Raw genomic sequence first — 23,193 nt, 5'->3', positions numbered from 1 at the left:
CGCGTCCAGCGCCCGGCGCAGGTAGCCCGGGCGCCCGAAGCTCGTCAGCACCAGCACCCCGCACCCCGGCGCGCTCCCGGCCAGCCGACCGGCGACCTCCAGCCCCGTGGCTCCCGGCATCTCGATGTCGAGCACCGCGATGTCCGCGGCGTGCTCGGCGACGGCGGCCTCCACCTCGTCGCCGCGCCCCACCTGGGCCACGACCTCCAGGTCCTCCTCCAGCCCCAGCAGCGCGGCGATCGCCCCGCGCACCAGGTGCTCGTCGTCGGCCAGCACGATCCTGATCACGTATCCGCTCCCTTCGGCGCCCGCTCCCGGGCGCCCCCGTCCCGTCCGGCGGGCGGCCCTGCGGGCAGCGCCGCCCGCAGCAGGAAGCCGTCGCGCCCGCTGCGCCGCGCCTCCAGTGTGCCGCCGACCGCCGCCACACGCTCCGCGAGCCCTGTCAGACCGTTGCCCCGCCCGGGGGCGGCGTCGCCTTCCGCGCCGTCGTTGTGCACCTCCACGACGACCCGCCCCTCCTCGCGCCGCAGCACGACGCCGCAGTGCTCGGCCCTGCTGTGCCGGACCACGTTCGTCCCGCCCTCGCGGACCACCCAGGCGGCGAGCGGGCGCGCCTCCTCGGGGACGTCCTCCGGTGAGCCCTCCACCGTGAACCGGGCCCCGGTGGAGTCCAGCACGGCCCGGAGCCCGTCCAGCTCCCTCGCCAGCTCCACCTCCCGGTAGCCGGACACGGCGCCGTGCATCTCGCGCAGCGCCTCCCGGGTCGCCGCCTGCACCTGCCGCATCTGGTCGGCCGCCTGGTCGGGGGCGCGCTCGGCGAGCCGGGCCGCCAGCTCACTGCCCACGGCGATGCCGGTCAGCCGGTGCCCCAGCAGGTCGTGCATGTCCCGGGCGAAGCGCAGGCGCTCCTCACTCACCGCCAGCCGCGCCCGCGCCCTGGTGCCCGCGGCCGCGGCGCCCGCCAGGTCCCACAGGAACAGCAGGCCGACATGGCCGAGGTACATCAGCACCGCCCACGCGGCGCCGACGACGACCAGCAGCGCCACCAGCCCCCAGTCGGCCTCGTCGAAGAAGGCGGCCCGCACCCAGGGCGCGGCCAGCAGCGCCGCCGTAGGGGCGGCCATCCGCGCGGCGGAATTGGCCACACCCGCCGCCGACCACCACGTTCCGGCCACCATGGCCGTGCCGACCCACATGTCGAGGGCGGCCGCCTCCGCGGCCAGCAACAGGACCGACGCCCAGAACAGGGCCTTCGTCGACGTGGCACCGTTCACCCGCCGCCACACCATCCGGATCGACAGGGCGGCCAGGGGCACGGACAGCACCACCGCCGCGACCCGCCGCCACAGCGCGATGGAGTCGCCGACCACGAGCACCGTCTGAAGGCTGAACACGGCGATGGCCAGGGCGAGGAACGCGAGCGCGCCGAAGACGATCCACCACGCCGTCCGCCACCGGGGGTCGTCCACCGCGTCCCCGCGGGCCCCGGGGACCCCGCTACCGCTCGCCATCCGTCCTGCCGTCCCTTCTCCGGGGGCGCCGCACCGCACCCGGGTGCGATCCCCGACGCCCATCATCCCGGCGATCGGCCCCATACGCGACGGACGGCCCCGCGGAGCGGAGCCCCCGAGGCCCGCCGGTCACGCCCCAGTCCCGCCGTCACTCCCCGTCCGGTTCGTCCACCGGCAGGACCGCCCGCAGCACGAACCCGTCCTCACCGCTCGGCCCGGCCTCCAGGGTGCCGCCGACCGCCGCGACCCGTTCGGTCAGCCCCGTGATCCCGGAGCCCGGCGCCGCCCCTCCCGACCGGGCCGCCCCGTCGTTGCGCACCTCGACGACCGCCCGCCCCTCCTCGCACCGGAGCACGATGGCGCAGTGCCCGGCGTCGCTGTGCCGGACCACGTTCGCCGCGCCTTCGCGGACCACCCACGCCGCCGGTCCGCGCACCTCGGCCGGGACCTCCTCCGGGCCGCCCTCCACCGACACCCTGATCCCGGACGCCGCCAGGACGCCGCCGACGGTGTCCAGCTCCTGTGCCAGGTCCATCTCGCGGTACCCGGCCACCGCGCTGCGCATCTCGCGCAGCGCCGTGCGCGCCGCCGACTGCACCTCGCGCATGTGCCGCGCCGCCGCGCCCGGGTCGCCCCTGTCGGCCGACCGGGTCGCCAGCTCGCTCGTGACCGCCATGCCGGACAGGCTGTGGCCGAGCAGGTCCTGCACGTCCCGGGCGAACCGCAGCCGCTCTTCGCTCACCGCCAGGCGCGCCTGCGCCTCCCGCCCTGCGACGGCGTCCCGGGCCAGCTCGTAGAGCCAGACGGAGACGAGGTTGCCGCTCATCGCGAGCGGCCCGTAGACGGCCGCGACCACCCACACCAGCGCGAACTGGCCCCAGGGGACCCCGACGCCGGAGTACTCCTGCCAGGCGGCGAGCGCCCACGGCGCGACGAGGAGCACGGCGGTGGCCGACCACAGCGCCCTGCCCCGCGCGCACAGGTAGGCGGCGGACCACCAGGCGCCCAGGAGGAGCATGGTCCAGAACCAGAGCCCGAGCGCCCACATCACGGCGAGGGCCAGCGCGAAGGAGGACCAGTAGAGCCGGGGGGAGGGGAAGACCCCGGAGAACACCCGGATCACCAGCATCCAGAGCGTGAGCCCTGCCAGGACCACCGCGCCCGCGATGCCGACGCCGTCCTGCCAGCGGGGGTCGCCGATCCCGAGGAATGCGGGGAGGGTGAGGGCGACCACCGCGTAGATGAGGATCTGGACCGAGGTGAAGCACAGCATGGAGAAGGCCACCCACTGGGCGGTCCGCACCCGCCGGTCCAGTCGGGAGGGCGCTGCCCGGGAGCCGAAGCGCCCGCCGCCGCCCTGGACACGGCGGTCCGGGCGGCCGCCCTCGGTGGCGCCCTCGGTTCGGCCCCGACGGCGGGCCTCGCGGATACGGAACATGCACTGATGGTCCCCGCCGGGCCGCGGCCGGGCAAAACCGGGGTCGGAGAGTCCGGCCGCGTCCGGACGGCACTCGGAGGTGTCCGGCGGGACCGGGCCGTCCTCCCGGCCCCGCCGTGGCCCCGGGCGGGCGCCCGCGTCCACCCGGGGACGGGACCCGCGGCCGAGGCCGATCGATCCCGTGCGGTGACCAAGAATGCCCGCCACGGGACCGCCACCGACAGATGCCGCTGTCACCGCTCCCCGCTGACGCAGAGGAGCGCCGGTCGGGTGACAGATGTCAGGTTCCGACGGGCGGGCCGGCCGATGGCGCATCCCGCCTTCTGAGCACATGAAGAGCGACAGCGACGAGCTCGGCGGGGGCCGACCGGTCCCCCGCTCCCCCTGGCCGTGCGCCGTGCCCCGGCCCGCGTTCACTGGAGTGGTGTCGCTCCTGTCCACCCGGGTCGGCGCGGCAGCCGCACCGACGGTCGGGCCTCGCCGGTCGGCGGGCGCGCCGAGCAGCGCGGGTCCCTTAGCGGGCGGCCGAAGGCCCAGGCGGCGTAGGGCGGTCGGGGCAGCGAGGTTCCACCACTCCAGCGGAGGCGGACGGTTCCGGTGTGCAGGGTGGAAGGCTGCGACGGAGGCGGGGCGGCGGGTTCCTCGCGGTCCGGGTCGACAGGGCCCCGGATGGTGTCCGTCGGGGGGCGGCCTTCCACAGGCCGTGTCCGCTGGGGTGATGTCATCCCCGTCTCCCCAGGCCAGCGCGACCGTCACGGCCTCGGGGCGGGCCCTCCTCGGCGTCGGCGCCCTGCCCGGCGGCCTGCCTGTCGGCGATCGGCCTTCGGCCGCCCGCCCGTGGCGGCCACAAGGTTCCACCACTCCAGCGGGCGTCTTCCTTCCCTGCCGCACGCCGGACCTCCTGGGCGATGGTGCCATCGAGCCAGCAGTTTCGACGGCACCATCGTCGGGGTCATCGCGGGGGTCGAACGGGAATGACGCCTGTCGAGCGGACATGGCCGGGCGCCGGGGAGCCCGCACACGTGCGCCTGTGGTCCACGGGCCTCAGTACAGGTCCCCTCCGCCTCCGCACGTCGGGGATGCGGCCGCCGACCGGGCCCGCGACCTCCCCCGGGTCCGTGACTCCTCGAAGTCCTCCTCGCCCAACGCCGCCCGGATGCGTCCCTCCGCCCTCCGAACGTCGAACCGCTCCGCCTCCGGCAGCGGAACGCCCGTCCACAGCCTGTGGGCATCGGCCTCGCCCAGCAGCTCCGCAGCCTTGCGCGCCGCACTCGCTGTTTCGGCTTCGCCTTCGGAATCCGCCGCACCCGCAAGGTCCGCTTCGCCTACGGCTTCCGCACCGGCCGCCAAGGACAGCGCCCCCGCCATCCCCTCCAGGGCCAGTGCCACCGCGCGCGGGTCACCGGACACCCTCGCCCGGTCCAATCCCCGCCTCTGGTGGTCCAGAGCCGCCTCCGCGTCCCCCCGCTGCTCGGCCACGTATCCCAGCTGGGCCTCGATGAACGCCAGCCCGATGTCGCCCTGCCCGTGATCATTGCGGGCGATGGACGCCCGGGTACGCTCCTCGGCCTCGTCCAGGCGCCCCTCCCTCCGGGCCACCAGCGCCAGCCCCGCGTCGGCGAACTCCCGGCCGCCCTCGTCGCCCCGTTCCACGGCGATCGCGCGCGCCCGCTCCAGCGACCGCCGCGCCCCCGCCAGGTCCCCCCGCAGCATCGCGATCCTCCCGAGCCCCGACAGCCGGGCCGCGACCACGCCCCACAGCCCCAGGCGCTCGGCGTCCTCCAGCCCCTCCCGGAGGCGGCGCTCGGCCTCCCCGTACTCGCCCCGTATCTCGGCGGCCTGCGCCAGCAGGTCCGACGCCTGGAGCACCCCCCAGCCGTCCCCCTCCGCCCGGAACAGGCGCTCGCTCTCCCGGGCCGCGCTGCGGTGGCGGCCGAGGTCCCCCCGGATCTGCGCGCACCACGCGTCCACGACCAAGGCCGCCGCCGTCCCCCACCGGTCGCCCGCCGCTCTGGCCGCCTCCAGGACCCGCGCCGCGCGCCTGCCGCCCTCCTCCAAGTCGCCCATCCCCCACTCGGCGTAGGTGAGGAACCACTCGGCCCGCCGCAGGCGCGCGTGTCCCCTGCCCCGCGCCAGGCGCTCCCGCAGGGCGGTGTCGACGGAACGCTCCTCCCCGTCGAACGCCACGCCCAGAGCCGTGACGGCGGCATGGACCGTTTCGGCCTCCAGGGAGAGGGCGGCGATGTCGTCGGGCCGGTCGGGTCGGTCAGGCCCGTCGAGCCGGTCGCCGGGGAGCAGGGCCAGGGCCTCCTCCAGCAGGGCGCGCACCTCCCCCAGCCGTCCGCGAACCGCACCGAACCAGGCGCACGCCACGGCCATGCGCAGCGCCGCCTCCACGTCCTCCGTCCGCGCCGCCGCCCCCACGGCGGCCTTGACGTTCGCGTACTCGCGGTCCAGGCGCTCCAGCCACACCCCCTGCTCCGGCCCACGCACCCCCGCATCCGCCCGCTCCGCGAACCCCGCGTAGTAGACGGCGTGCCGGACGCCGATCCCCTTCTCCTCGCCCGCCTCCGCCAGCCGCTCGGCGGCGTAGGCCGCCACCGTCTCCAGCAGCCGGTACCGCGTCCCGTCGCCCTCGTCGACGGCCACGACCAGCGACCGGTCCACCAGCGCCGGAAGGAGCGCCGCCTCGTCCCCGCACACCGCCTCGGCGGCCTCCAGCGTCCAGCCGCCCCGGAACACCGACAGGCGCCGCAGCAGGGCGCGCTCGTCGGCCTCCAGCGTCTCCCAGCTCCAGTCGATGACCGCGCGCAGGGTCCGCTGCCGCTCGGGGACCCCTCGGCGCCCGCCCGACAGCACCCGGAACCGGTCGTCCAGCCGCTCCGCCAGCTCGCCCGCGCTCATCGCCCTGACCCGCGTGGCGGCCAGTTCCAACGCCAGCGGAATCCCGTCGAGGCGGCGGCAGACGGCCGCGACCGCAGCCGCGTTGGCGTCCGTCAGCTCCCACCCGGGCCGTGCCGCCGCCGCGCGCTCGGCGAAGAGGCGTCCGGCGCCGGTCCGGCGCAGCGCCCCCGCGTCGGGCGGGGCGCCGGGCGCGAGGAGCCCCAGGGGAGCGACCGGGCGCACCCGCTCGCCCGGCACGCCCAGAGGCTCCCGGCTCGTCGCCAGCACGCGCACCTCCGGGGCCTCGGCCGTCAGGCGCGCCGCGAGCTCGGCCGCACCGCCGATCACGTGCTCGCAGTTGTCCAGGAGGACCAGGACCCGCTCACCGGCGAGCGCGGCGGCGACGCGGGCGACGGGGTCGCGGTCGGCCGTCTGCGCGTCGTCGCGCAGCCCGAGCGCGGCCGCCACCGCGGGGGCCGAGTCGCCCCCGCAGTCCACCTGCGCCAGGTCGACGAGGACGACCCCGCCGGGGAACCGCTCCTCGATCCTGGAGGCCGCCTCGACCGCCAGCCGTGTCTTGCCGACGCCGCCCGGCCCGGTCAGCGTGGTCAGGCGCCCGTTCTCGACCATGGCGCCGACGCGCACCGCCTCCCCGTCCCGGCCGATCAGCGGTCCGACGGGGACGGGGAGGCGCCCCCGCCGCCCGCGCGGCCCCTCCGCTCCGGGGTACGGCGCACCCGGGGAGGCCGCCGACGCGCGGACGGGCGATGCCGTCGTCACCCTCATCTGCTCCGACGGGACAGAGCCCGCGGATCCCTCTTCACCGTCGACGGAACCGGCGCCGGAACCGGCGGCGGGCCTGTCGGCGCCGGGCGCCCTGGCGGACACGGCGGTTTCAGCAGGCGTCCCGGCGGCGGTCGCGTCGGCCCCGGACGGCGTCTCNGGGGCCCCGCCGGTATGGCGGCCCCTGGCGAGAACCCGGCAGGCGAGGCGGAGACCGCGGACGCACCTGCCTCGCCCACCGCCCCGGCCCCCGGGCGGCGGATCCCGGTACCCGCACGGGCCGCCGTGCCCGCACCCGGCCCCAGGGCCGGGTCGTGTCGCAGAACGGCCGTGTGCAGCGCCGCGATGTCCGGTCCCGGGTCGGTGCCCAGCTCGTCGGCCAGTCTCGCTCGCAGCTCCTCGTAGGAGTCCAGCGCCTCGCCCTGGCGCCCGGCGCGGTACAGCGCCCGCATGTGGGCCGCCCGCAGGCGCTCCCGGAACGGATGGGCGTCCACCAGCGCCCGCAGCTCCCCCGCGAGCGCCGCGTCCTCCCCCATCGCCGACCGGGCCTCGGCCCTGTCCTCCACGGCGGTCAGCCTGCGCTCCTCCAGGCGGGCGGCGGTGGCGCGCGCGAAGGGCTCGTCGGCGAACTCCGCAAGGGCGCGGCCCCGCCACAGGGCCAGGGCCTCGTCGAGAAGCCCCGCCGCCGCGACGGCAGCAGTACCGGCACCACCGGCATCGGCCCCCCTCAGCAGCCGCGACGCCCGATCGGCCTTCTGCTCGAAGGCGTCGGCGTCGACGCTCAGGGCTCCGTGCAGTTGGTAGCCGGGGGACCGGAACACCACCCCCGGGGCCTCACCGGCGCCGGTGCGCGCCCCCTTCAGGGCCTTGCGCAACTGGGACACCCGCGCCTGCAGCACTCCTGCCGGGTCGGACGGCGGGGAGTCGCCCCACACGTCGTCGACCAGCGTGTCCACCGGCACCGGCCCACCACGGCGCACCACCAGGGACGCCAGCAGCGCGCGCACCTTGGCGCCCGGCAGCGGCACCTCGCCGCCTTCGTCGTCCCACAGTACGAGCGGACCGAGCACCCCCAAGCGCATGGCGCCCAAGGCTACCGGTAGCGCCTCCCGTAGCGCCCTGACAGCCGATCCGTAGCGCCCGCCGCCACTGTGGACCCATCGCGACCGACCGGGCCGACGGCCGGAGGCATCGAAGACCGGCGCCCGGCGGCAGAGGACACAGCGGATGCAGAGGACAAGGACACCCACCATGGCGAACACGAAGCCGACCACTCCGGCCACGACCCCCGTCACCCTCATCGGCCTGGGCCCCATGGGCCAGGCGATGGCCGACGCCTTCCTCAAGGCCGGGTACGACCTGACCGTCTGGAACCGCACCCGGTCCAAGGCCGACGCCCTCGCCGAGCGCGGGGCCCACGTCGCCGCCTCCCCCGCCGAGGCCCTGCGCGCCGGAGGCCCCGTCCTCCTCAGCCTCACCGAGCACGCGGCCATGTACAGCGTGCTGGAGGGCGCCGAGGCCGACCTCGACGGCCGCACCGTCGTCAACCTCGGCTCGGACACCCCAGCCGCGTCCCGCGAGGCCGCGGCGTGGGCCGGGCGGCACGGCGCGCGCTACCTCACCGGCGGCGTCATGTCCCCCGCCCCGGGCATCGGCGACCCGTCGATGTCGACCTACTACAGCGGCGACCGCGCCGCCTTCGAGGAGAACAGGGCGCTCCTGGAGGTCCTGACCTCCACCGACTTCCGCGGCGAGGACCCCGGCCTGGCCCAGGTCTACTACCAGATCCAGCTCGACCTCTTCTGGACCACCATGACCGGCTTCCTGCACGCCCTCGCGGTCGCCCGCGCCGAGGGCATCCCGGTGGAGACCATCACGCCGTACATCATCGAGGGCAACGACATGGCGGGGTTCTTCGAGACGACGGCCGCGGTCGTCGCCGAGGGCCGCTTCCCCGGCGACGAGGACCGCCTGGCCATGGGCACCGCCAGCATGGAGCACGTCGTGCAGGCCACGCGGGACGCGGGTGTGGACACCGCGCTGCCCGAGGCCGTCCTGGCCGTGTTCCGGCGGGGCATCGACGCCGGGTTCGGCGAGAGCGCCTTCGCCCGGCTCATCACCCTGATGGACAAGAAGGCCTGACCGGTCGCCCCGGCGGGCCGCCGGGCCCGGCCGGGCGGCCCCGCAGCGCACCCGTCCGCAACGGACCGGTGCGCTGCGGGGCCGCCCCGTCCACCGGGTGCGCGGTCACCGCGCCCTCCCGGGCCACGGGCCTCACCAGCCCGTGGGGATCCGCCCCGTGCCCTTGCACTGCGGGCACGGCTCCCCGTCGGGACCGCGGCCGCTGCCGCCGCAGTCCACGCACATGCCCTCCTTGGCGGTCCAGGCGTCCATCGCCGAGTGGAACCGCTCCAGGGTCACCAGGGCCTCGTCCAGCAGCGCCTCCGGGATGCCCGGGGTGTGCGCCAGCTTGTAGGCCTGCTCGCCGATCACGCAGATGCCGCCGATGTCGCAGGTGACGTCGACGTCACCGGTGGGCCGGGCCCGCGCCCCGGCGACCGCGCGGCGGGCCGAGGCGTGGAACGGGTCCCCGCCCGGCGTCCGGATCGCGTCGGTCCCGGTCAGCCAGGACGCGAAGCCCCGGGGCAGTGTCAGCGTCACCGCTCCCCCGTCCGAGGCGCCCGAGGCGCCGTCGGCCCCCTCCGTCCGCCCCTGTGCGGGCCCGGCCCGATACTCCGAAGCCATCACCGTCCTCGCCCCTCCCCCGAGCAAGTACCGGTGTGAATCGAAGCACACCCTCCCGTGACCTGCCAAGAGCGCGGCCCCGGGCTCCGATCAGCTGTTGAATCCCATTCCAAGGCGGTCGAGGGTGCGCAGCCACAGGTTCCGTCGGCCGCGGTCCCGGTCGGCCGCCGCGGTCGCGCGCAGCGTCAGCGCGATCCCCGCATATCGGGCGGGCTCGGGTGGGAAGGGGATCGGCCGCTCCCGCACCATCGCCGACCGGGTGCGCTCGGTGTCGGCGCCCTCCAGCCGGTCCAGCAGCACCTGGGCGCCGAAGCGGGTGGCCCCCACCCCCAGGCCGGTGTAGCCCGCGGTGTAGGCCAGCCGCCCCTGGTAGGCGCTGCCGTAGAAGGCGCAGAAGCGGCTGCAGGTGTCGATCACCCCGCCCCAGGAGTGTCCGAACCGCACCCCCTCCAGCTGGGGGAAGGTGGTGAAGAAGTGCTCGGCCAGGCGGCGGAAGGTCTCCGGCCGCTGGTCGTGCTCGGGGCGGATGCGGCCGCCGTAGCGGTAGACCACGTCGTAGCCGCCCCACAGGATGCGGTCGTCGGCGGTGAGCCGGTAGTAGTGGAACAGGTTGGCCGAGTCGCCGATCCCGTGGCGGCCCTTCCACCCGATGGCGGCCTTCTGCTCGGCGGTGAGCGGCTCGGTCATCAGCGCGTAGTCGTACACCGGCGCCACGAAGTGCCGCAGGCGGCGCAGCGGCCCGGGGAAGGCCCCGGTGGCCCAGGCGGTGCGGCGCGCGGTGACGGCGCCGCCGTCGCAGGCCAGGCGCAGCCCGCCGCGCACGGGTGCGATGCCGCGGACCGGCGAGTGCTCGTGGATGCGCACCCCCAGGCGCAGGCAGGCCTCGCGCAGGCCCCGGGCCAGCTTGGCCGGGTGCACCATGGCGCAGGCCGAGCGGTCGATCGTGCCGCCGACGTAGGTGGGCGAGTCCACCTCGGCGCGGACCTGGGAGGCGGTGAGCACCTCGGGGGCGTACCCCAGCTCCGCCAGCTCCCCGGCCTCCCGCTCCAGCTCCTCCAGCTGCCAGTACTCGGTGGCCACCGCCATCTCGCCGGTGCGCTCGAACTCGCAGTCGATCCCGTACCGGCGCACGGCCTCCTCGATGCCGTCGAGGTTCTCCCGGCCCATCCGCTCCAGCTCGGCGATCTCGTCGGGCCAGCGCTCGGCGCCGTTGCCGAATCCGTGGGTGATGCTGGAGGAGCAGAAGCCGCCGTTGCGCCCGGAGGCCGCCCACCCGCAGGTGCGCGCCTCGATGAGCACCACGTCCCGGCCCGGGTCGCGCTCCTTGGCCAGCAGGGCGGCCCACAGCCCGGCGTAGCCGCCGCCGACGACGGCCAGGTCGGCGGCGGACTCCCCGCCCAGCGGCGGGGCCGCCTCGGGCTCGTCGTGCCCGGGAACGGACGGGTCGAGCCAGAAGGTGCGGGGGCGGACCCCCGCCAGGGACTCCTCCACGAGGGAGGCCAATGGTCTCCGCATCTGTCGTACCTTCCTCATAGGCTGTTGTGGAGCTGGACCGGGCGGGTTGGACCCCGGACGGTGTCGACGGTGTGAGTCCACCCAGGCCGCTGGTCCGGGTGGCTGCCTAAGCCGTGAATCCCCGTGCACGCCATGGAGGCTGGAATCCCCCGCCTTCAGGCGGGGGAGCCTTCAAATTCTCACTCCTCGGCGGCGGACGGCCCTGGACGTCCTGGGGCCGGTCGGGTCGGCCAGGGGATCCAGCCGAATCGTCCATCGCGGACGGTTCATCGATTAAACGGACAGTCAGGCGTCTCCGGCTCCCTCCTCCCCAGGGAGGGAGCCGGGGACGCCCGGGTCAGCCCCGGCGCCGGGCCATGGCCGCGTTCACCACCGCGAGCAGCACGCCGACCGCGAAGATCAGCGTCCCCATCACGTTCACCTGCGGCGGGGTGCCCACCCGGGTGGTGCCCCAGATCCACAGCGGGAACGTGCTGGTGTTGCCGCTGACGAAGGTGGTGATGATGTAGTCGTCGATGGACAGCACGAAGGCGATCAGCCCGCCGGCCATCAGCGCCGGGGTCAGCATCGGCAGGGTNCACCAGCCGGAACGTGGTCCAGGCCGAGGCGCCCAGGTCGCGGGCGGCCTCCTCCAGGGCCGGGTCCAGCGCCAGCACCCGGGCCCGCACGGTGATCGCCACGAACGACACCGAGAACATCACGTGGCTGATCACGATCGTCCAGAACCCGGTGGCGATGTTCATGGTCAGGAACATCGACAGCAGCCCGGCGCCCAGCACCACCTCGGGCGCCGAGATGGCCGAGAACATCACCAGGTTGGTGGCGCCCTGCCCGCGGAAGGTGTACCGGCCCAGGGCCAGGCCCAGCAGACCGCCCAGCAGCCCGGCGAAGACCATCGTCAGCAGGGCGATCAGCAGCGAGTTCACCAGCGCCTGCGTCAGGTCCGGGTAGGCGAAGGCGTCGGCGTACCAGCGCAGGGTGAACCCCTGCCAGGTCACGTTGTGGCGGCCCTTGATGTCGTTGAAGCTGAACACGATCATGAACGCGATCGGGGACAGCAGCCAGGCGATGACCGCCCAGGTGACGTACTTGCCCCAGTCGACGCGCCGCCGCGGCCGGCGGGCGCGGGCCGGGGCCGGTGCGGGGGCCGCGGCGGGGGCGGGCGCGCTCGTCGCGGTCATCGGGCACTCGCCTCCATCACTCGCTCGGTGCCCAGCGCCCGGGCGTAACTGAAGATGCCCACCAGCAGGACCGCCATCAGCACGAAGGTGATGGAGGCCGCCATCGGGTAGGCGTTGTTCACCAGGTACTGGCTCTCGATGACCTTGCCGACCATGGTGTTGTGCGCGCCGCCGAGCACGGTGGCGTTGACGTAGTCGGCCGAGGTCGGGATGAAGGTCATGATCACCCCGGCGAACACGCCCGGCAGCGACATCGGCAGCACCACCCGGGTGAAGGCGCGCACCGGCCCGGCGTACAGGTCGCGGGCGGCCTCGACCACCCGGTGGTCCATCCGCTCCAGCACCGCGTAGATCGGCAGCACCATGAACGGCAGGAAGTTGTAGGCCAGCCCGAACACCACCGCCACCGCGCTGTTGAGGACGTAGGCGTCCTCCGGCAGCAGGCCGATGCCCTTGAGCGTGCCGAGGATGACGCCCTCGTCGGCGAGGAACGCCTTCCAGGAGATCGTCCGCAGCACGAACGACACGAACATGGGCAGCAGGAGCAGCAGCAGGTAGGCGTTCTTGTACGCCCCGCCCCGGAAGGCGATCCAGTAGGCGCACGGGTAGCCGATGAGGATGCACAGCACGGTCGCGCAGGCGCCGTACACCAGCGAGCGGCCGATCTGCTCCCAGTAGGTGCCGATCGCCGCGGCATAGTTGCCGAACTCCCAGGTGAGCGAGTAGCCCTCGTAGAGGTTTCCGCTCATCAGGGACATCGACAGGATGGTGGCGATCGGCACCACGAAGAACAGCGCCAGCCACAGCCAGGCCGGGGCGACCAGGAGGTAGGGGGCGGCCCGCGCGGCGAGCCGCGGTCTGCGTTCGTCGGTCATGCGCGCCGCCCTAGGACTGGGTCACCGACAGGAACAAGGGGGAGAACGACTCCTCCTGGTCCACCGACAGCGGGACGTAGTTGTGCAGCTTGGCGTAGTCCTCCTCGGTGGGGAACACCAGAGGGCTGCCCACCAGGTCCTCCAGGAACTCCTTCTCCTCGCCGGAGGCGTCGGCCGCCTTCTCCTCCAGGATGTTCTGCACCTCGGGCACCGGCGGGATGTAGTTGATGTACTCGGCCAGCCCGGCGGCCACCTGCGGCTCGTAGAGGAAGTCCATGAGCATCAGGGCGTCGACCGGGTTGGCGGCGGTACGCGGGATCATCATCAGGTCGCTCCAGAGCGTGGCGCCCTCCTCGGGGACGATGAACTCCAGCCCGGCGCCCTCCTCGGCGTTCTGCTGGAACACATCGCCCGACCAGGCCATGGACAGCCACACGTCGCCGTTGGTCAGCGGCTGGATGTAGTCCTGCTGGTAGTAGCGGCGCACGATGCCCTTGTCGCGCTGCTCCTTGAGCCTGTCGGCGGCCTTCTCCCAGTCCTCCTCGGTGGAGTCGGCCGGGGCCACCCCGTTGAGCAGGAGCCCGAAGTTGGCGATCTCCTGCGGGTCGGCCATCATGCCGACCTTGCCCTCGAACTCGGGCCGCCACAGGTCGGCGATGCCGGTGATCTCCCGGTCCACGTACTCGGGGTTGTAGGCGATGCCGGTGATGCCGGAGGTGTAGGGCACGGTGAACCGGTTGCCCGGGTCGTAGCCGGGGTCCTGGTACTTGTCCCCGGCGTAGTCGGCGAAGTTGGGCATCTTGGTGTGGTCCAGCGGCGCCAGGTAGCCCAGCTCGACCAGCTTGGCCAGCTCGATGCCGGTGGACAGCACCATCAGGTCGTAGCCGATGGACTCGCCGTCGGCGAGCTTGGGCTGGATCTTGCCGAAGAACGAGTGGTTCTCCTGCACCGCCTCGTCGTAGTCCACCTTGATCCCGGTGGCCTCGGTGAACTCCTTGAGCTGGGTGCGGTCGGCGTCCATGTACAGCGGCCAGTTGGCGAAGTTCAGCTTGCCGTTGCTCTCCTTGCCCGCCCAGAAGTCCTCGGACTCGGGGGCCTTGCCCCCCTGCCCGCCGACGCCGCAGCCGGTCAGCGCCGCACCGGCGGCGGCCAGCCCGGCCGCCCCCAGCAGGCCGCGGCGGCTCATGCGGGCACGGGTCATCCCTCGCAGGAGGGCGCGGTCGATTCTGCTCACGGGAGGACTCTCTTCCGTGTCGGGGGATGGTGGTTCCCGGTGGTGCGGGCCGTCCGGCGGCCCGGTGCCTCAGGCGGGCAGCACGTAGGAGTGCTCGGGGCTCCACTCCAGCCAGACCCGGTCGCCGCGGACCGGCCCGTCGTCGGTCCCGGCGGCGTTCTGGGTGTAGACGGTGAGCTCGGGCGCGGCGCTCCCGCCGCCGGGCCCACCGCCCTCCAGGGCGACGGTGTAGTGCGTGGACGCGCCCAGGTAGACCACCTCCCGGACCGTGCCCGGCACCCGCGAGCGCGTGCCCGCCCCGTCCGGGCGCGCGGTGTGCAGCGCGATCTTCTCCGGACGGACGGTGACCTCCACCGTGGCGCCGACGGCGGCCTCGGCGGTGGCGCAGACCGCGCCGCCGTCGCCGGCCGGGAAGGTGACCAGGCCGCCCGAGGCGTCGGCGACGCTCCCCGACAGCAGGTTGGAGGTGCCGATGAACCCGGCGACGAACCGCGAGGCGGGCCGCTCGTAGATCTGCCGGGGGCCGCCGAGCTGCTCGACGGAGCCGTTGTTCATCACCGCGATGCGGTCCGACATGGTCAGCGCCTCGCCCTGGTCGTGGGTGACGTAGACGAAGGTGATGCCCACGTCCCGCTGGATGCGCTTGAGCTCCATCTGCATGGACTGGCGGAGCTTGAGGTCGAGGGCGCCCAGCGGCTCGTCCAGCAGAAGCGCGCTGGGCCGGTTGACCAGGGCCCGCGCCAGGGCGACCCGCTGCTGCTGGCCGCCGGACATGCGTCCGGGCTTGGTCCTCTCCCGGCCGGACAGCTCCACCAGCTCCAGCATCTCGCCGACCCGTCGGCGGATCTCGTCCGCGGGCGTGCCCTTGCGCCGCAGCCCGAAGGCGATGTTGTCGAAGACGGTCATGTGCGGGAAGAGCGCGTAGCTCTGGAAGACCATGTTGACGTCGCGGCGGTCCGGCGCCACCCGGGTGACGTCGGCGCCCTTGAGCCGGACGGTCCCCTCGGTGGGGTCCTCGAACCCGGCGACCATCCGCATGGTGGTGGTCTTGCCGCACCCGGAGGGGCCGAGCAGGGAGAAGAACTCGCCCTGGGCGATCTCCAGGTCGATCCGGGAGACGGCGCGCACCTCCTCGCGGCCGGAGCGGTAGGTCTTGGCGACGCCCTCCAGCGCGATGGCGGGAACGTCGGGGGAAGGGGGCGGCGCCTCGGCGGCGCCGACGGGGGTCGGCTCGGTCATGCTCTCCATCGTGCCCTCCCCTAGTCCCGGCCGATGTGGCTCATGACGTGCTTGACGCGGGTGTACTCCTCCAGGCTGTACAGGGAGAGGTCCTTGCCGTAGCCGGAGTGCTTGAACCCGCCGTGCGGCATCTCGGCGATGAGCGGGATGTGGGTGTTGATCCACACGCATCCGAAGTCCAGGCGGCGGGAGACGCGCAGCGCGCGGGCGTGGTCGCGGGTCCACACGCTGGAGGCCAGGCCGTAGCGGACCGAGTTGGCCCAGGCGACGGCGGTGTCCTCGTCGGGGACCTGCTGGACGGTGATGACCGGGCCGAAGACCTCGTCGGTGACCATCTCGTCGCCCTGGCGGAGCCCGGCGACGACGGTGGGCTCGAAGAAGTACCCGGCCTCGCCCGTGCGCTTGCCGCCCGCGAGCACCTCGGCGTGGCCGGGCGCCCGGTCGAGGAAGCCGGAGACGCGGGCGAGCTGGTCGGGGTTGTTCAGCGGGCCGAAGTCGGCGCCGGTGTCGTCGGGGCCGCCGGTGCGGGTCGTGCGCGCCTGCTCGGCGAGGGCGGCGGCCAGGTCGTCGTGGACGCCGGGCGTGGCCAGCACGCGGGTGGCGGCGGTGCAGTCCTGCCCGGCGTTGAAGAACCCGGCCTCGGCGATGCCCCGGGCGGCCTTGGCCACGTCGGCGTCGTCGAACACGACGACCGGGGCCTTGCCGCCCAGCTCCAGGTGGAGGCGCTTGAGGTCGGTGGAGGCGCTCTGGGCGACCTCGAACCCGGCGCGGGTGGAGCCGGTGAGCGAGATGAGCCGGGGGACGGGGTGCTCGACCAGGGCCCGGCCGGTGCCGCGGTCGCCGCAGACGACGTTGAACACCCCGGCGGGCAGGAACTCCGCGGCGATCTCGGCGAGCAGCAGGGTGGACACCGGGGTGGTGTCGGAGGGCTTGAGCACGACGGTGTTCCCCGCCGCGAGGGCGGGGCCGATCTTCCAGGCGGCCATCGCCATCGGGTAGTTCCAGGGGGTGATCTGCCCGACCGGGCCGATGGGCTCGCGGCGCACCCAGGAGGTGTGGTCGGCCAGGTACTCGGCGGCGGCCTTGCCCTCCAGGTTGCGGGCGGCCCCGGCGAAGAACCGGAGCGCGTCGGTGACCTGCCACAGCTCCTCGTCGCGGGTGCTGTGCACCGGCTTGCCGCAGTTGGCGACCTCGGCGGCGACCAGGTCGTCGGCGCGCTCCTCGACGGCGTCGGCGAACCGGTTCAGGGCGATCTGGCGTTCGGCGGGGGTGCTGTCGCGCCAGGAGCCCTCGAAGGCGGCGCGGGCGGCCTGGAAGGCCGCGTCCACGTCGGCCGCCGAGGAGACCGGCGCCTGCGCGATGACCCGCCCGGTCGCCGGGTCGACGATGTCGCTGGTGCGCCCGTCGGCGGCGTCGGCGTGGTCGCCGTTGACGAAGTTCCGCAGTTGGCGCGGCCTGGCCTGCTCGGTCATGCGTGGCACTCCTGACGAAGGTGATGCAGGGCACATTTGCTGTCCCCGGTACCTTGACAGAGGTCACAGGCTTACGACAAGGGATTCCGTTGTAAAAATCCAGTTTCGCCATCGATCCCTCACGCGATGGCCACGCCAGCCACTGTTTCCTTGTATAGGTGCACGCACCCCCGGACGCGGGCGGGGCAGGCGCCGACGCAGTGCCGGTGCCCGCCCCGCGGCGGCCTTCTCCGGGGCCGCACCCCGGCCCGGACCGCGCTACACGGCGGCCTTCTCCGGAGCCCGGTCCCCGCCGGGCGCGGCGCCTTCGTCCTCCTCCGGCAGGAGCTCCTCCAGGACGATCCGCTCGCGCTCATAGCGCCGCGACGCCTGCCAGAGCCGCCCCACGATGAAGGACTCGAAGAACAGCAGGCCCGCGCAGGAGGCTCCCACGACCCACAGCATGGCGCCCGGGAAGACGGCGCCCACCAGCGGGGCGACGATGAACACGCCCATCTGGAACTCGATGCCGCTGAACAGGTGGGGACGGACGCGGTGGCGCAGCAGCGCGTCCCGGAAGCGGGCATAGGCGGGGAAGCGCTCGGCGAGGCTGCCCGACGGAGGCTCCTCGGGCAGGTGGAGGGGCCGGGGGTCGCCGGACCCGCCGAACCGTTCCCCGCCGCCCTCGGCGGACCCGTCGGGTGCGTCGGACTCGTCGTCGAGGAGCCGGGGCCTCAGTTCACCGAACCGCTTCTCCCCGAGCACCCGGATGAACTCCTCCTCCCCGATCTCCCCCTCGGTCAGCCCGCGCCGCACGCGCGCCCTCTGCGCACGCCGCATCTTCTTGCGGACCTTCGCCATCTGCGGGGAGTTGAGGTAGCGGAACATGTCCGTGAAGACGACGGCGAGCGCGAACCAGATGTAGACCGTGTCCCCGGTGGCGGCGTACTGCCCGCCCATGAGGCCGATCGTGCAGATGAGGACGCGCACCCGGTCGAACACGTAGTCCAGCCAGGACCCGAAGACGGTGCCGTTGCCCTTCAACCGGGCGATCTTGCCGTCCATGCAGTCCAGCAGGAAGCTGACGTGGAACACGGCCGCCCCCAGGACCAGCCCGAGGACGTCGGCCCGGCCGAAGGAGAAGGCGGCGGCGACGCCCAGGAGGAGTGCGGCGATCGTCAGGTGGTCGGGCGTCAGGGAGGTCCGGTTCGCGGTGAACAGGACCAGGCGCGCGGCGACGGGGTCCACAAGGTAGACCGTCCACCACGAATCACGCTTCTTATAGGTCTTCTCGCGGACATCGGCGAGAGTGAACCCGTCAGAGGGCATCGATGACTACTCCGTGTAATTGACGGCGGGCACGGAAAAGACAGCGTCGGGCACCCTGGAAACGGGGGATGGAACGGCGGCGCGCTCATTCGAGCGCGCACGGCCGTCGAGGGATGCGCTTCACCCTTCTCTTCGTCGTGGACCTCTGACCTGCGCATCCCAGAGCACTCGGCACTGCCGGGAGACCGGGGGTCCGCCCGCCGTTCCCGGGACAGCGGCGAACACGGACCTCTCGTCCCCCCAGATTTCACCCGTTAGACGCCCTTTGCATGAGACGGGTTTACTCAATGATGAAGGTTCCTTACATCCCTTCCCGCGCGCACGTTCCCCGCCTACGACGACGGGCCGCCCCGGTGTCCCGGGGCGGCCCGTATTCTCTGACGGCTCGGGGCCGTTCGCCTTTCCAGCCCGGCTCACGCTGCACGGCGGGGAGGCGCGGGCGGCCCGCCGCCCGCCCCCTCCGCCGGGCTCACAGCCCCCGTTCCTGTTCCTGGGCGAGGATGGCCGCCTCGACCCGGCTCTTCAGCTCCAGCTTCGACAGGATCCGGCTGACATGGGTCTTCGCGGTGGCGTCGGCCATGTCCAGCCGCTCGGCGATCTCCAGGTTGGACAGCCCCCGGCCGATGCACCTGAGTACCTCGCGCTCGCGGCCGGTCAGGCGTTCCAGCCGGGGTTCCGGGGAGGCGTCCGCGGGCGAGGCCGCGAAGGAGCGGATGAGGCGGCGCGTCACGGCCGGGGCGATCATGCCCTCCCCCCGGGCGACGAGGCGCACGGCGTGGATGAGCGTGTCGCTGTCGGTGCTCTTGAGCAGGAAGCCCGCCGCGCCGGCGCGCAGTGCGGCGAAGACGTACTCGTCGAGGTCGAAGGTGGTGAGGATGAGGACGTCGCAGGTCTGACCGATCTCCCGGGTGGCGGAGATCCCGTCCCTGCGCGGCATCCGGATGTCCATGATCAGCACGTCCGGGACCAGCTCGTGCGCGAGGTCGACGGCCTCCTGGCCGTCGGCCGCCTCGGCGACCACCTCGATGTCCTCGGCCCCGTTCAGGATCAGCGACAGCCCGGTGCGGACGGCGTCCTGGTCGTCGGCGAGAACGACGCGGATCACCGGCCCGCCCCCACGGGCGCGGGCAGGACCGCGCACACGCGCCACACCCCGTGCCCGGCGGGGCCGACCGTGATGCGCCCGCCCAGGAACTCGGCGCGCTCCCGCATGCCGGGGACGCCGAATCCGCCGCCGGGCGGCCCCGGCCGGGCGCCCCCGCAGAGCGTGTTCTCTATGGACAACTCGACCTCTTCCTCACGGTAGGCGATGCGGACGCGGACGGGTCCCCCGCAGTGCTTGAGCGCGTTGGTGATCGCCTCTTGGGTGATGCGGTAGGCGGCGTGCCCGGCCGCGGCCGACAGGGGGCGCACCGTCCCCGACACCTCGAGGTCCACGTCCGCGCCGTAGCTCCGCGCGAGGGACCCGATGTCCTCCGCCCCGCCGAAGGCGGTCACGGAGGGCTCGTCGCCGCCGTCCTCGCCGGTCTCCCTGCGCAGGACGTCGATCATCATGCGGAGCTCCTCGAGCCCCTGCCGGCCGTCGTCGTGGATCCGGGTGAGCAGCCGCGTCCGGGTCTGTGCGTCCAGGTCGTCCCGGCGCAGCAGGGCGCTGGACTGGACGACGATGACGCTGAAGCGGTTGGCGACGGCGTCGTGCAGCTCGCGCGCCATGCGCCCGCGCTCGGCGGCCACCGCGTTGCGCCGTTCCAGCTCCGACAGCCGCGCCAGGCGGTCGGCCCGCATCCTCTCGTCCGCGGCCCGGTCGTGCTGCTGGCGCACGACCGCCGCGGTGACCACCGGGGTGACGAGCACGATCGCGACGACCACCGTCAGGACGACGCTCCCGCCCAGCTGCTGCTGCTGGGCCACGTACACCACACCGCCCATGGCCAGGCTCACCGTGGTGGTGACCATGAGCATCAGCCGCCACATCGACCGGGGCCCATAGGCGCAGGCGGCGTAGATGTTGTCCGTGTAGATGAGGATGGTGGCCAGCGACGCGCCCATCACGACATCGCCGATGAAGGCGGCGGTCCCGATGCCGAGGGCGATGAGCGGGGCCTGGAAGCGCAGGGCGACCCCGAGGCATACCAGCGCCAGGGTCACGACCAGGATCTGGGACGGGAATCCGTATTGTGTACGCGCCCACGGGACGGAGGCGTCACTGGAGGCGTATCCCCCCGCATGCAGGAGGACCACTCCGCCGGCGAAAAGAACGCAGGCCATCGCCCGGGCCTTCCCGTCCCGGGTGGCCAATACGCCCGTGTGCATGAGCCTAATGCGACCACACCCCCCGAGAGCCGATCAATCCTCCCCGAGGATAAGGCGCACGTACATATTTGTATGTAGGCCCCTTCCGACCCGCTGATGATCCTTCGGCCGGCCGCCCCGGCCACGCCCGCGGGAGGAGCACGCCGTTCTCCGGCCTCCTTTCGTCGTACACCCAGGTCATCACGCATTCCACCGGAACCGCGATTTCCCGCAGGCACGAACCTTTTTTCCAGGTCACCGGGGCCAGCCGATCATGCGCACTGTCCAGGAACGACGCCCGAGACCAGCGGAAACGACCGAAAAGAACGTACACAACTCAGCGTACTCACATAATTACAGTATGACCGTTGACACTCATATCAACGGACAACTACGTTCATGACCGGTTCAGCGAAGAACTGCACCCGCCAATCGGGGAGGGAAGTTGGAACGGCATAACGCGGAAGGGGAACAGAAACTCCAATTCTTTCCCGTCGTGTCCCCGACTTCCGAGGAGCTCTTGGAGGCGGTGTTGTCGGAGCCGTTCTCCCACGTCTCCACCGAGGGGCCGCTGTGGCGGACCGCCGCGCAGCGGGACCGGTTCCGCGACGACCCGGGCCGCTCGAGCATCGCGGTGTGCGCGCCCGCCGACACCATCGGGGCGGTCACCTGGCGCCCCGGCCACACACCGGGCTTCCTGCGCCTGGACATCGTGTCCAACGACGACGCGGCCTGGCACGCGGCCACGGTGGCCGCCGCGGTCGAACGGGCGATGGACCACATCACCCGCACGTCGCACGTGCGGCGCGTCGAACTGCTCTTCGGCGCCTACAACGAGCCCCTGCTGGAGTACGTCACCTCCGAACGCGGCCGCTTCGATGTCGAGGGCATCCTGCGCGACCGGTTCTTCATCGACGGACGCCATTGGCCCGGCGTCCTGTGCAGCGCCGACATGGAACTGTTCCGCCCGGCGCGCCGCGAACCGGACGAACACCGCGAGGAATTGATGCGGCGGCTGCACGAGAAGACCATCGAGGATCTGACGTCCAAAGGCCTCGGCGCCGCCCGTGAGGCCCCCTCCGACCCCGACGGCGGCCTCTGAATAATACGGCGGCCTTTGAAGAATCGCGCCGGGCGATCCCGGCCCACCGAGCCACCGCCCCCGGCGGTGAATCAAAGGAACACGACTCCGGGAAGGGAGGTAAGGAAATGATGGACATCGCGGACGTGATGGACCTTCAGGGCGAGGAGGTCGTCGCCGACGGCGTCGAGCTGCCCGCCAGCACTGCCAGCGACGGCTGCTGAGGCGGCTAGCCAGGGGGTGGGCCCGGGTATTTCACATTTGCGCCTGGAAGACCCGGCCCACCTTCCCTTCGCAGCACTGTACCAAGAAAGGACATCCATGCCCACATGGACTCTGGCTCCCGTGAGCCCTTGCAGTGTCAGCGTAGCGGTCCCCGACCGAGTCGTCCCCAACACCGAGCTGTGCGAGTCCATGGAGATGCGGACCACCCCCGAGTGGATCGCGGAAAAGACCGGCATTATGGAGCGCCGTTACGTCGCCGACGACCAGGACATCACCGGTCTGGCGACCGAGGCCGCCGAGAGAGCCGTCGCCGCGGCCGGCATGGAGCCGCACGAGGTCGATGTCCTGGTCGTCGGCAGCAGCAGCCCGGACTGGGTCATGCCCTCCCTCGGGGTGATCATCGCCGACTCCCTCGGCATCACGACGCCCCGGATCATCGACATCACCCAGCACGCGTGCGCCTCGGCGGTGTATTCGATGTACACCGCGTCCCTCCTCCTCCAGGAGGACGGGCTGGAGACCGCCCTCGTGGTGTGCGCCGAGTGCATCTCGCGCAACACCCACCCCCTCGACCGCACCACCCGGATCTTCTTCGGCGACGCGGCGGGCGCCACCGTGCTGCGCAAGACCCCGCCGGAGGAGGCCCCCGCACCCGGGGGAGGCGCCGCGGCACCGCCCCCGGTCGGCCTGCTCGGCTACGACCTGGGCAACTCCTACTCCCACGCCGTGGAGATGGCCTCCCCCTCCAAGCTGTGCCACGAGCGGGCGGTGTACGGGGAGGAGGTGCACAGCCGGTACCTGCAGATGGACGGCCGGGCGGTGTGGCAGGAGGCCACCACCCAGATCCCCAAGTCCATCCACCAGGCGCTGGAGGCCTCGCGCGTCGACGTGCACGACGTCGGCGGGTTCGCCGTCCACCAGGCCAACGCCCGCATGGTCGAGCACATCGCCCGCTCGATCGGGGTGGACCCCGAGCGCATGCCGGTCACGGCCGACACCCTGGGCAACACCGGCGCGGCCTCGCCGCTGACGTCGCTGTGGCGGCTCGCCCGGGACGGGCGCGTGGGCGGGGGCGACGTGCTGGTGGTGTCCGCCATCGGCGCCGGCTTCCTGTGGGGGTCGCTCTGCTTCCGGCTGGCCGACGACATCCGCGTGTGAGGAGTGAGTGATGGACGAGCTGCAGAAGATCTTCGCCCGCCTGTTCGAGTCCCGGCTGGAGGGCGGCCCGCCCGGCCCCGACACCACCGTGTTCGGACCGGACAGCACCTATGCGCTGGAGTCGATGGAGACGCTGAGATTCGTCTCCGAGCTGCTGCCGCTGTACGGGGACAGCGTCTACGACCTCAAGGTCGAGGAACTGACGACGCTGCGCAGCGTGCACGAGCAGCTCGGCGGCGCCTGAGGCGCCGCG

General features: G+C 73.2%; 18 protein-coding genes and 1 pseudogene. 4 read left to right on the top strand and 15 right to left on the bottom strand.

What is annotated here, in order from left to right; genetic code table 11:
- From D476_RS0104765 to D476_RS32165, 5 genes are all read right to left on the bottom strand, one after another.
- Positions 1-288 (bottom strand): response regulator (locus D476_RS0104765; protein ID WP_017622831.1); only part of this gene is annotated, 288 nt, incomplete at its 3' end.
- Positions 285-1,511 (bottom strand): sensor histidine kinase, encoded by a 1,227-nt coding sequence (locus tag D476_RS32175; protein ID WP_017622830.1) that lies wholly within the window; start codon positions 1,509-1,511, stop codon positions 285-287. The genes D476_RS32175 and D476_RS0104765, both read right to left, overlap by 4 nt.
- A 148-nt stretch (positions 1,512-1,659) precedes the next feature.
- Positions 1,660-2,949: a sensor histidine kinase gene (locus D476_RS0104755; protein ID WP_017622829.1), complete on the bottom strand. Its 1,290-nt coding sequence runs from the start codon at positions 2,947-2,949 to the stop codon at positions 1,660-1,662.
- 1,044 nt (positions 2,950-3,993) lie between these two features.
- On the bottom strand, positions 3,994-6,612 hold the full coding sequence (locus D476_RS32170) for an ATP-binding protein (protein WP_152529212.1): 2,619 nt from the start codon (positions 6,610-6,612) through the stop codon (positions 3,994-3,996).
- Between the two features lie 2 nt (positions 6,613-6,614).
- Positions 6,615-7,697, bottom strand: coding sequence for an AfsR/SARP family transcriptional regulator (locus D476_RS32165; protein ID WP_040725239.1), 1,083 nt, complete (start codon positions 7,695-7,697; stop codon positions 6,615-6,617).
- A 169-nt stretch (positions 7,698-7,866) separates the two neighbouring features.
- Here D476_RS32165 and D476_RS0104745 point away from each other — a divergent pair, with 169 nt between their 5' ends.
- Positions 7,867-8,757, top strand: coding sequence for an NAD(P)-dependent oxidoreductase (locus D476_RS0104745; protein WP_017622828.1), 891 nt, complete (start codon positions 7,867-7,869; stop codon positions 8,755-8,757).
- Positions 8,758-8,889: 132 nt separating this feature from the next.
- Here D476_RS0104745 and D476_RS0104740 read toward each other — a convergent pair whose 3' ends face one another.
- The 10 genes and pseudogenes from D476_RS0104740 to D476_RS0104690 form a co-directional block, all read right to left on the bottom strand.
- The gene (locus D476_RS0104740) at positions 8,890-9,360 is read right to left on the bottom strand and encodes a hypothetical protein (RefSeq protein ID WP_017622827.1); all 471 of its coding nucleotides are present in this window, start codon (positions 9,358-9,360) and stop codon (positions 8,890-8,892) included.
- A 90-nt stretch (positions 9,361-9,450) separates the two neighbouring features.
- Complete coding sequence (locus D476_RS0104735; protein ID WP_026123243.1) at positions 9,451-10,875, bottom strand: NAD(P)/FAD-dependent oxidoreductase; 1,425 nt, start codon at positions 10,873-10,875, stop codon at positions 9,451-9,453.
- Between the two features lie 337 nt (positions 10,876-11,212).
- Positions 11,213-12,056 (bottom strand): annotated as a pseudogene (locus D476_RS32160) (ABC transporter permease).
- Entirely contained in the window at positions 12,053-12,931 is an 879-nt protein-coding gene (locus tag D476_RS0104720; protein ID WP_017622823.1) for an ABC transporter permease, read from the bottom strand. The pseudogene D476_RS32160 and the gene D476_RS0104720 overlap by 4 nt, the downstream one beginning before the upstream one ends.
- A 10-nt stretch (positions 12,932-12,941) precedes the next feature.
- The gene (locus tag D476_RS0104715) at positions 12,942-14,117 is read right to left on the bottom strand and encodes an ABC transporter substrate-binding protein (RefSeq protein WP_017622822.1); all 1,176 of its coding nucleotides are present in this window, start codon (positions 14,115-14,117) and stop codon (positions 12,942-12,944) included.
- Between the two features lie 117 nt (positions 14,118-14,234).
- A complete protein-coding gene (locus D476_RS0104710) occupies positions 14,235-15,413 on the bottom strand; it encodes an ABC transporter ATP-binding protein (protein ID WP_017622821.1) in 1,179 nt (392 codons plus the stop codon).
- An 11-nt stretch (positions 15,414-15,424) separates the two neighbouring features.
- Positions 15,425-16,876 carry a gamma-aminobutyraldehyde dehydrogenase gene (locus tag D476_RS0104705; protein ID WP_017622820.1) on the bottom strand — a complete coding sequence of 484 codons (1,452 nt, stop codon included), beginning with the start codon at positions 16,874-16,876 and terminating at the stop codon, positions 15,425-15,427.
- A 258-nt stretch (positions 16,877-17,134) separates the two neighbouring features.
- Positions 17,135-18,184 (bottom strand): CDP-alcohol phosphatidyltransferase family protein, encoded by a 1,050-nt coding sequence (locus D476_RS32155; protein WP_083939414.1) that lies wholly within the window; start codon positions 18,182-18,184, stop codon positions 17,135-17,137.
- Between the two features lie 469 nt (positions 18,185-18,653).
- Positions 18,654-19,289, bottom strand: coding sequence for a response regulator (locus D476_RS0104695; RefSeq protein WP_026123241.1), 636 nt, complete (start codon positions 19,287-19,289; stop codon positions 18,654-18,656).
- A complete protein-coding gene (locus D476_RS0104690; protein ID WP_017622817.1) occupies positions 19,286-20,332 on the bottom strand; it encodes a sensor histidine kinase in 1,047 nt (348 codons plus the stop codon). The genes D476_RS0104695 and D476_RS0104690 overlap by 4 nt, the downstream gene beginning before the upstream one ends.
- A gap of 640 nt (positions 20,333-20,972) precedes the next feature.
- Between D476_RS0104690 and D476_RS0104685 the strand changes: the two genes are divergently transcribed.
- The 3 genes from D476_RS0104685 to D476_RS32145 all read left to right on the top strand — a co-directional run bounded on the left by D476_RS0104685 (position 20,973) and on the right by D476_RS32145 (position 23,184).
- Positions 20,973-21,578, top strand: a complete 606-nt coding sequence (locus D476_RS0104685) for a hypothetical protein (RefSeq protein ID WP_152529211.1) — start codon at positions 20,973-20,975, stop codon at positions 21,576-21,578.
- A gap of 324 nt (positions 21,579-21,902) precedes the next feature.
- Positions 21,903-22,940: a 3-oxoacyl-ACP synthase III family protein gene (locus D476_RS32150; protein ID WP_160167434.1), complete on the top strand. Its 1,038-nt coding sequence runs from the start codon at positions 21,903-21,905 to the stop codon at positions 22,938-22,940.
- Between the two features lie 10 nt (positions 22,941-22,950).
- Positions 22,951-23,184 carry a hypothetical protein gene (locus tag D476_RS32145; RefSeq protein ID WP_017622813.1) on the top strand — a complete coding sequence of 78 codons (234 nt, stop codon included), beginning with the start codon at positions 22,951-22,953 and terminating at the stop codon, positions 23,182-23,184.
- The last annotated feature ends 9 nt before the right edge of the window (positions 23,185-23,193 follow it).

The sequence above is a fragment of the Nocardiopsis chromatogenes YIM 90109 genome (assembly GCF_000341185.1).
Classification (GTDB): Bacteria; Actinomycetota; Actinomycetes; order Streptosporangiales; family Streptosporangiaceae; genus Nocardiopsis_A; species Nocardiopsis_A chromatogenes.
The sequence above is the reverse complement of the archived record's forward strand: the minus strand, read 5'-3'. Positions and strand labels throughout refer to the sequence as shown.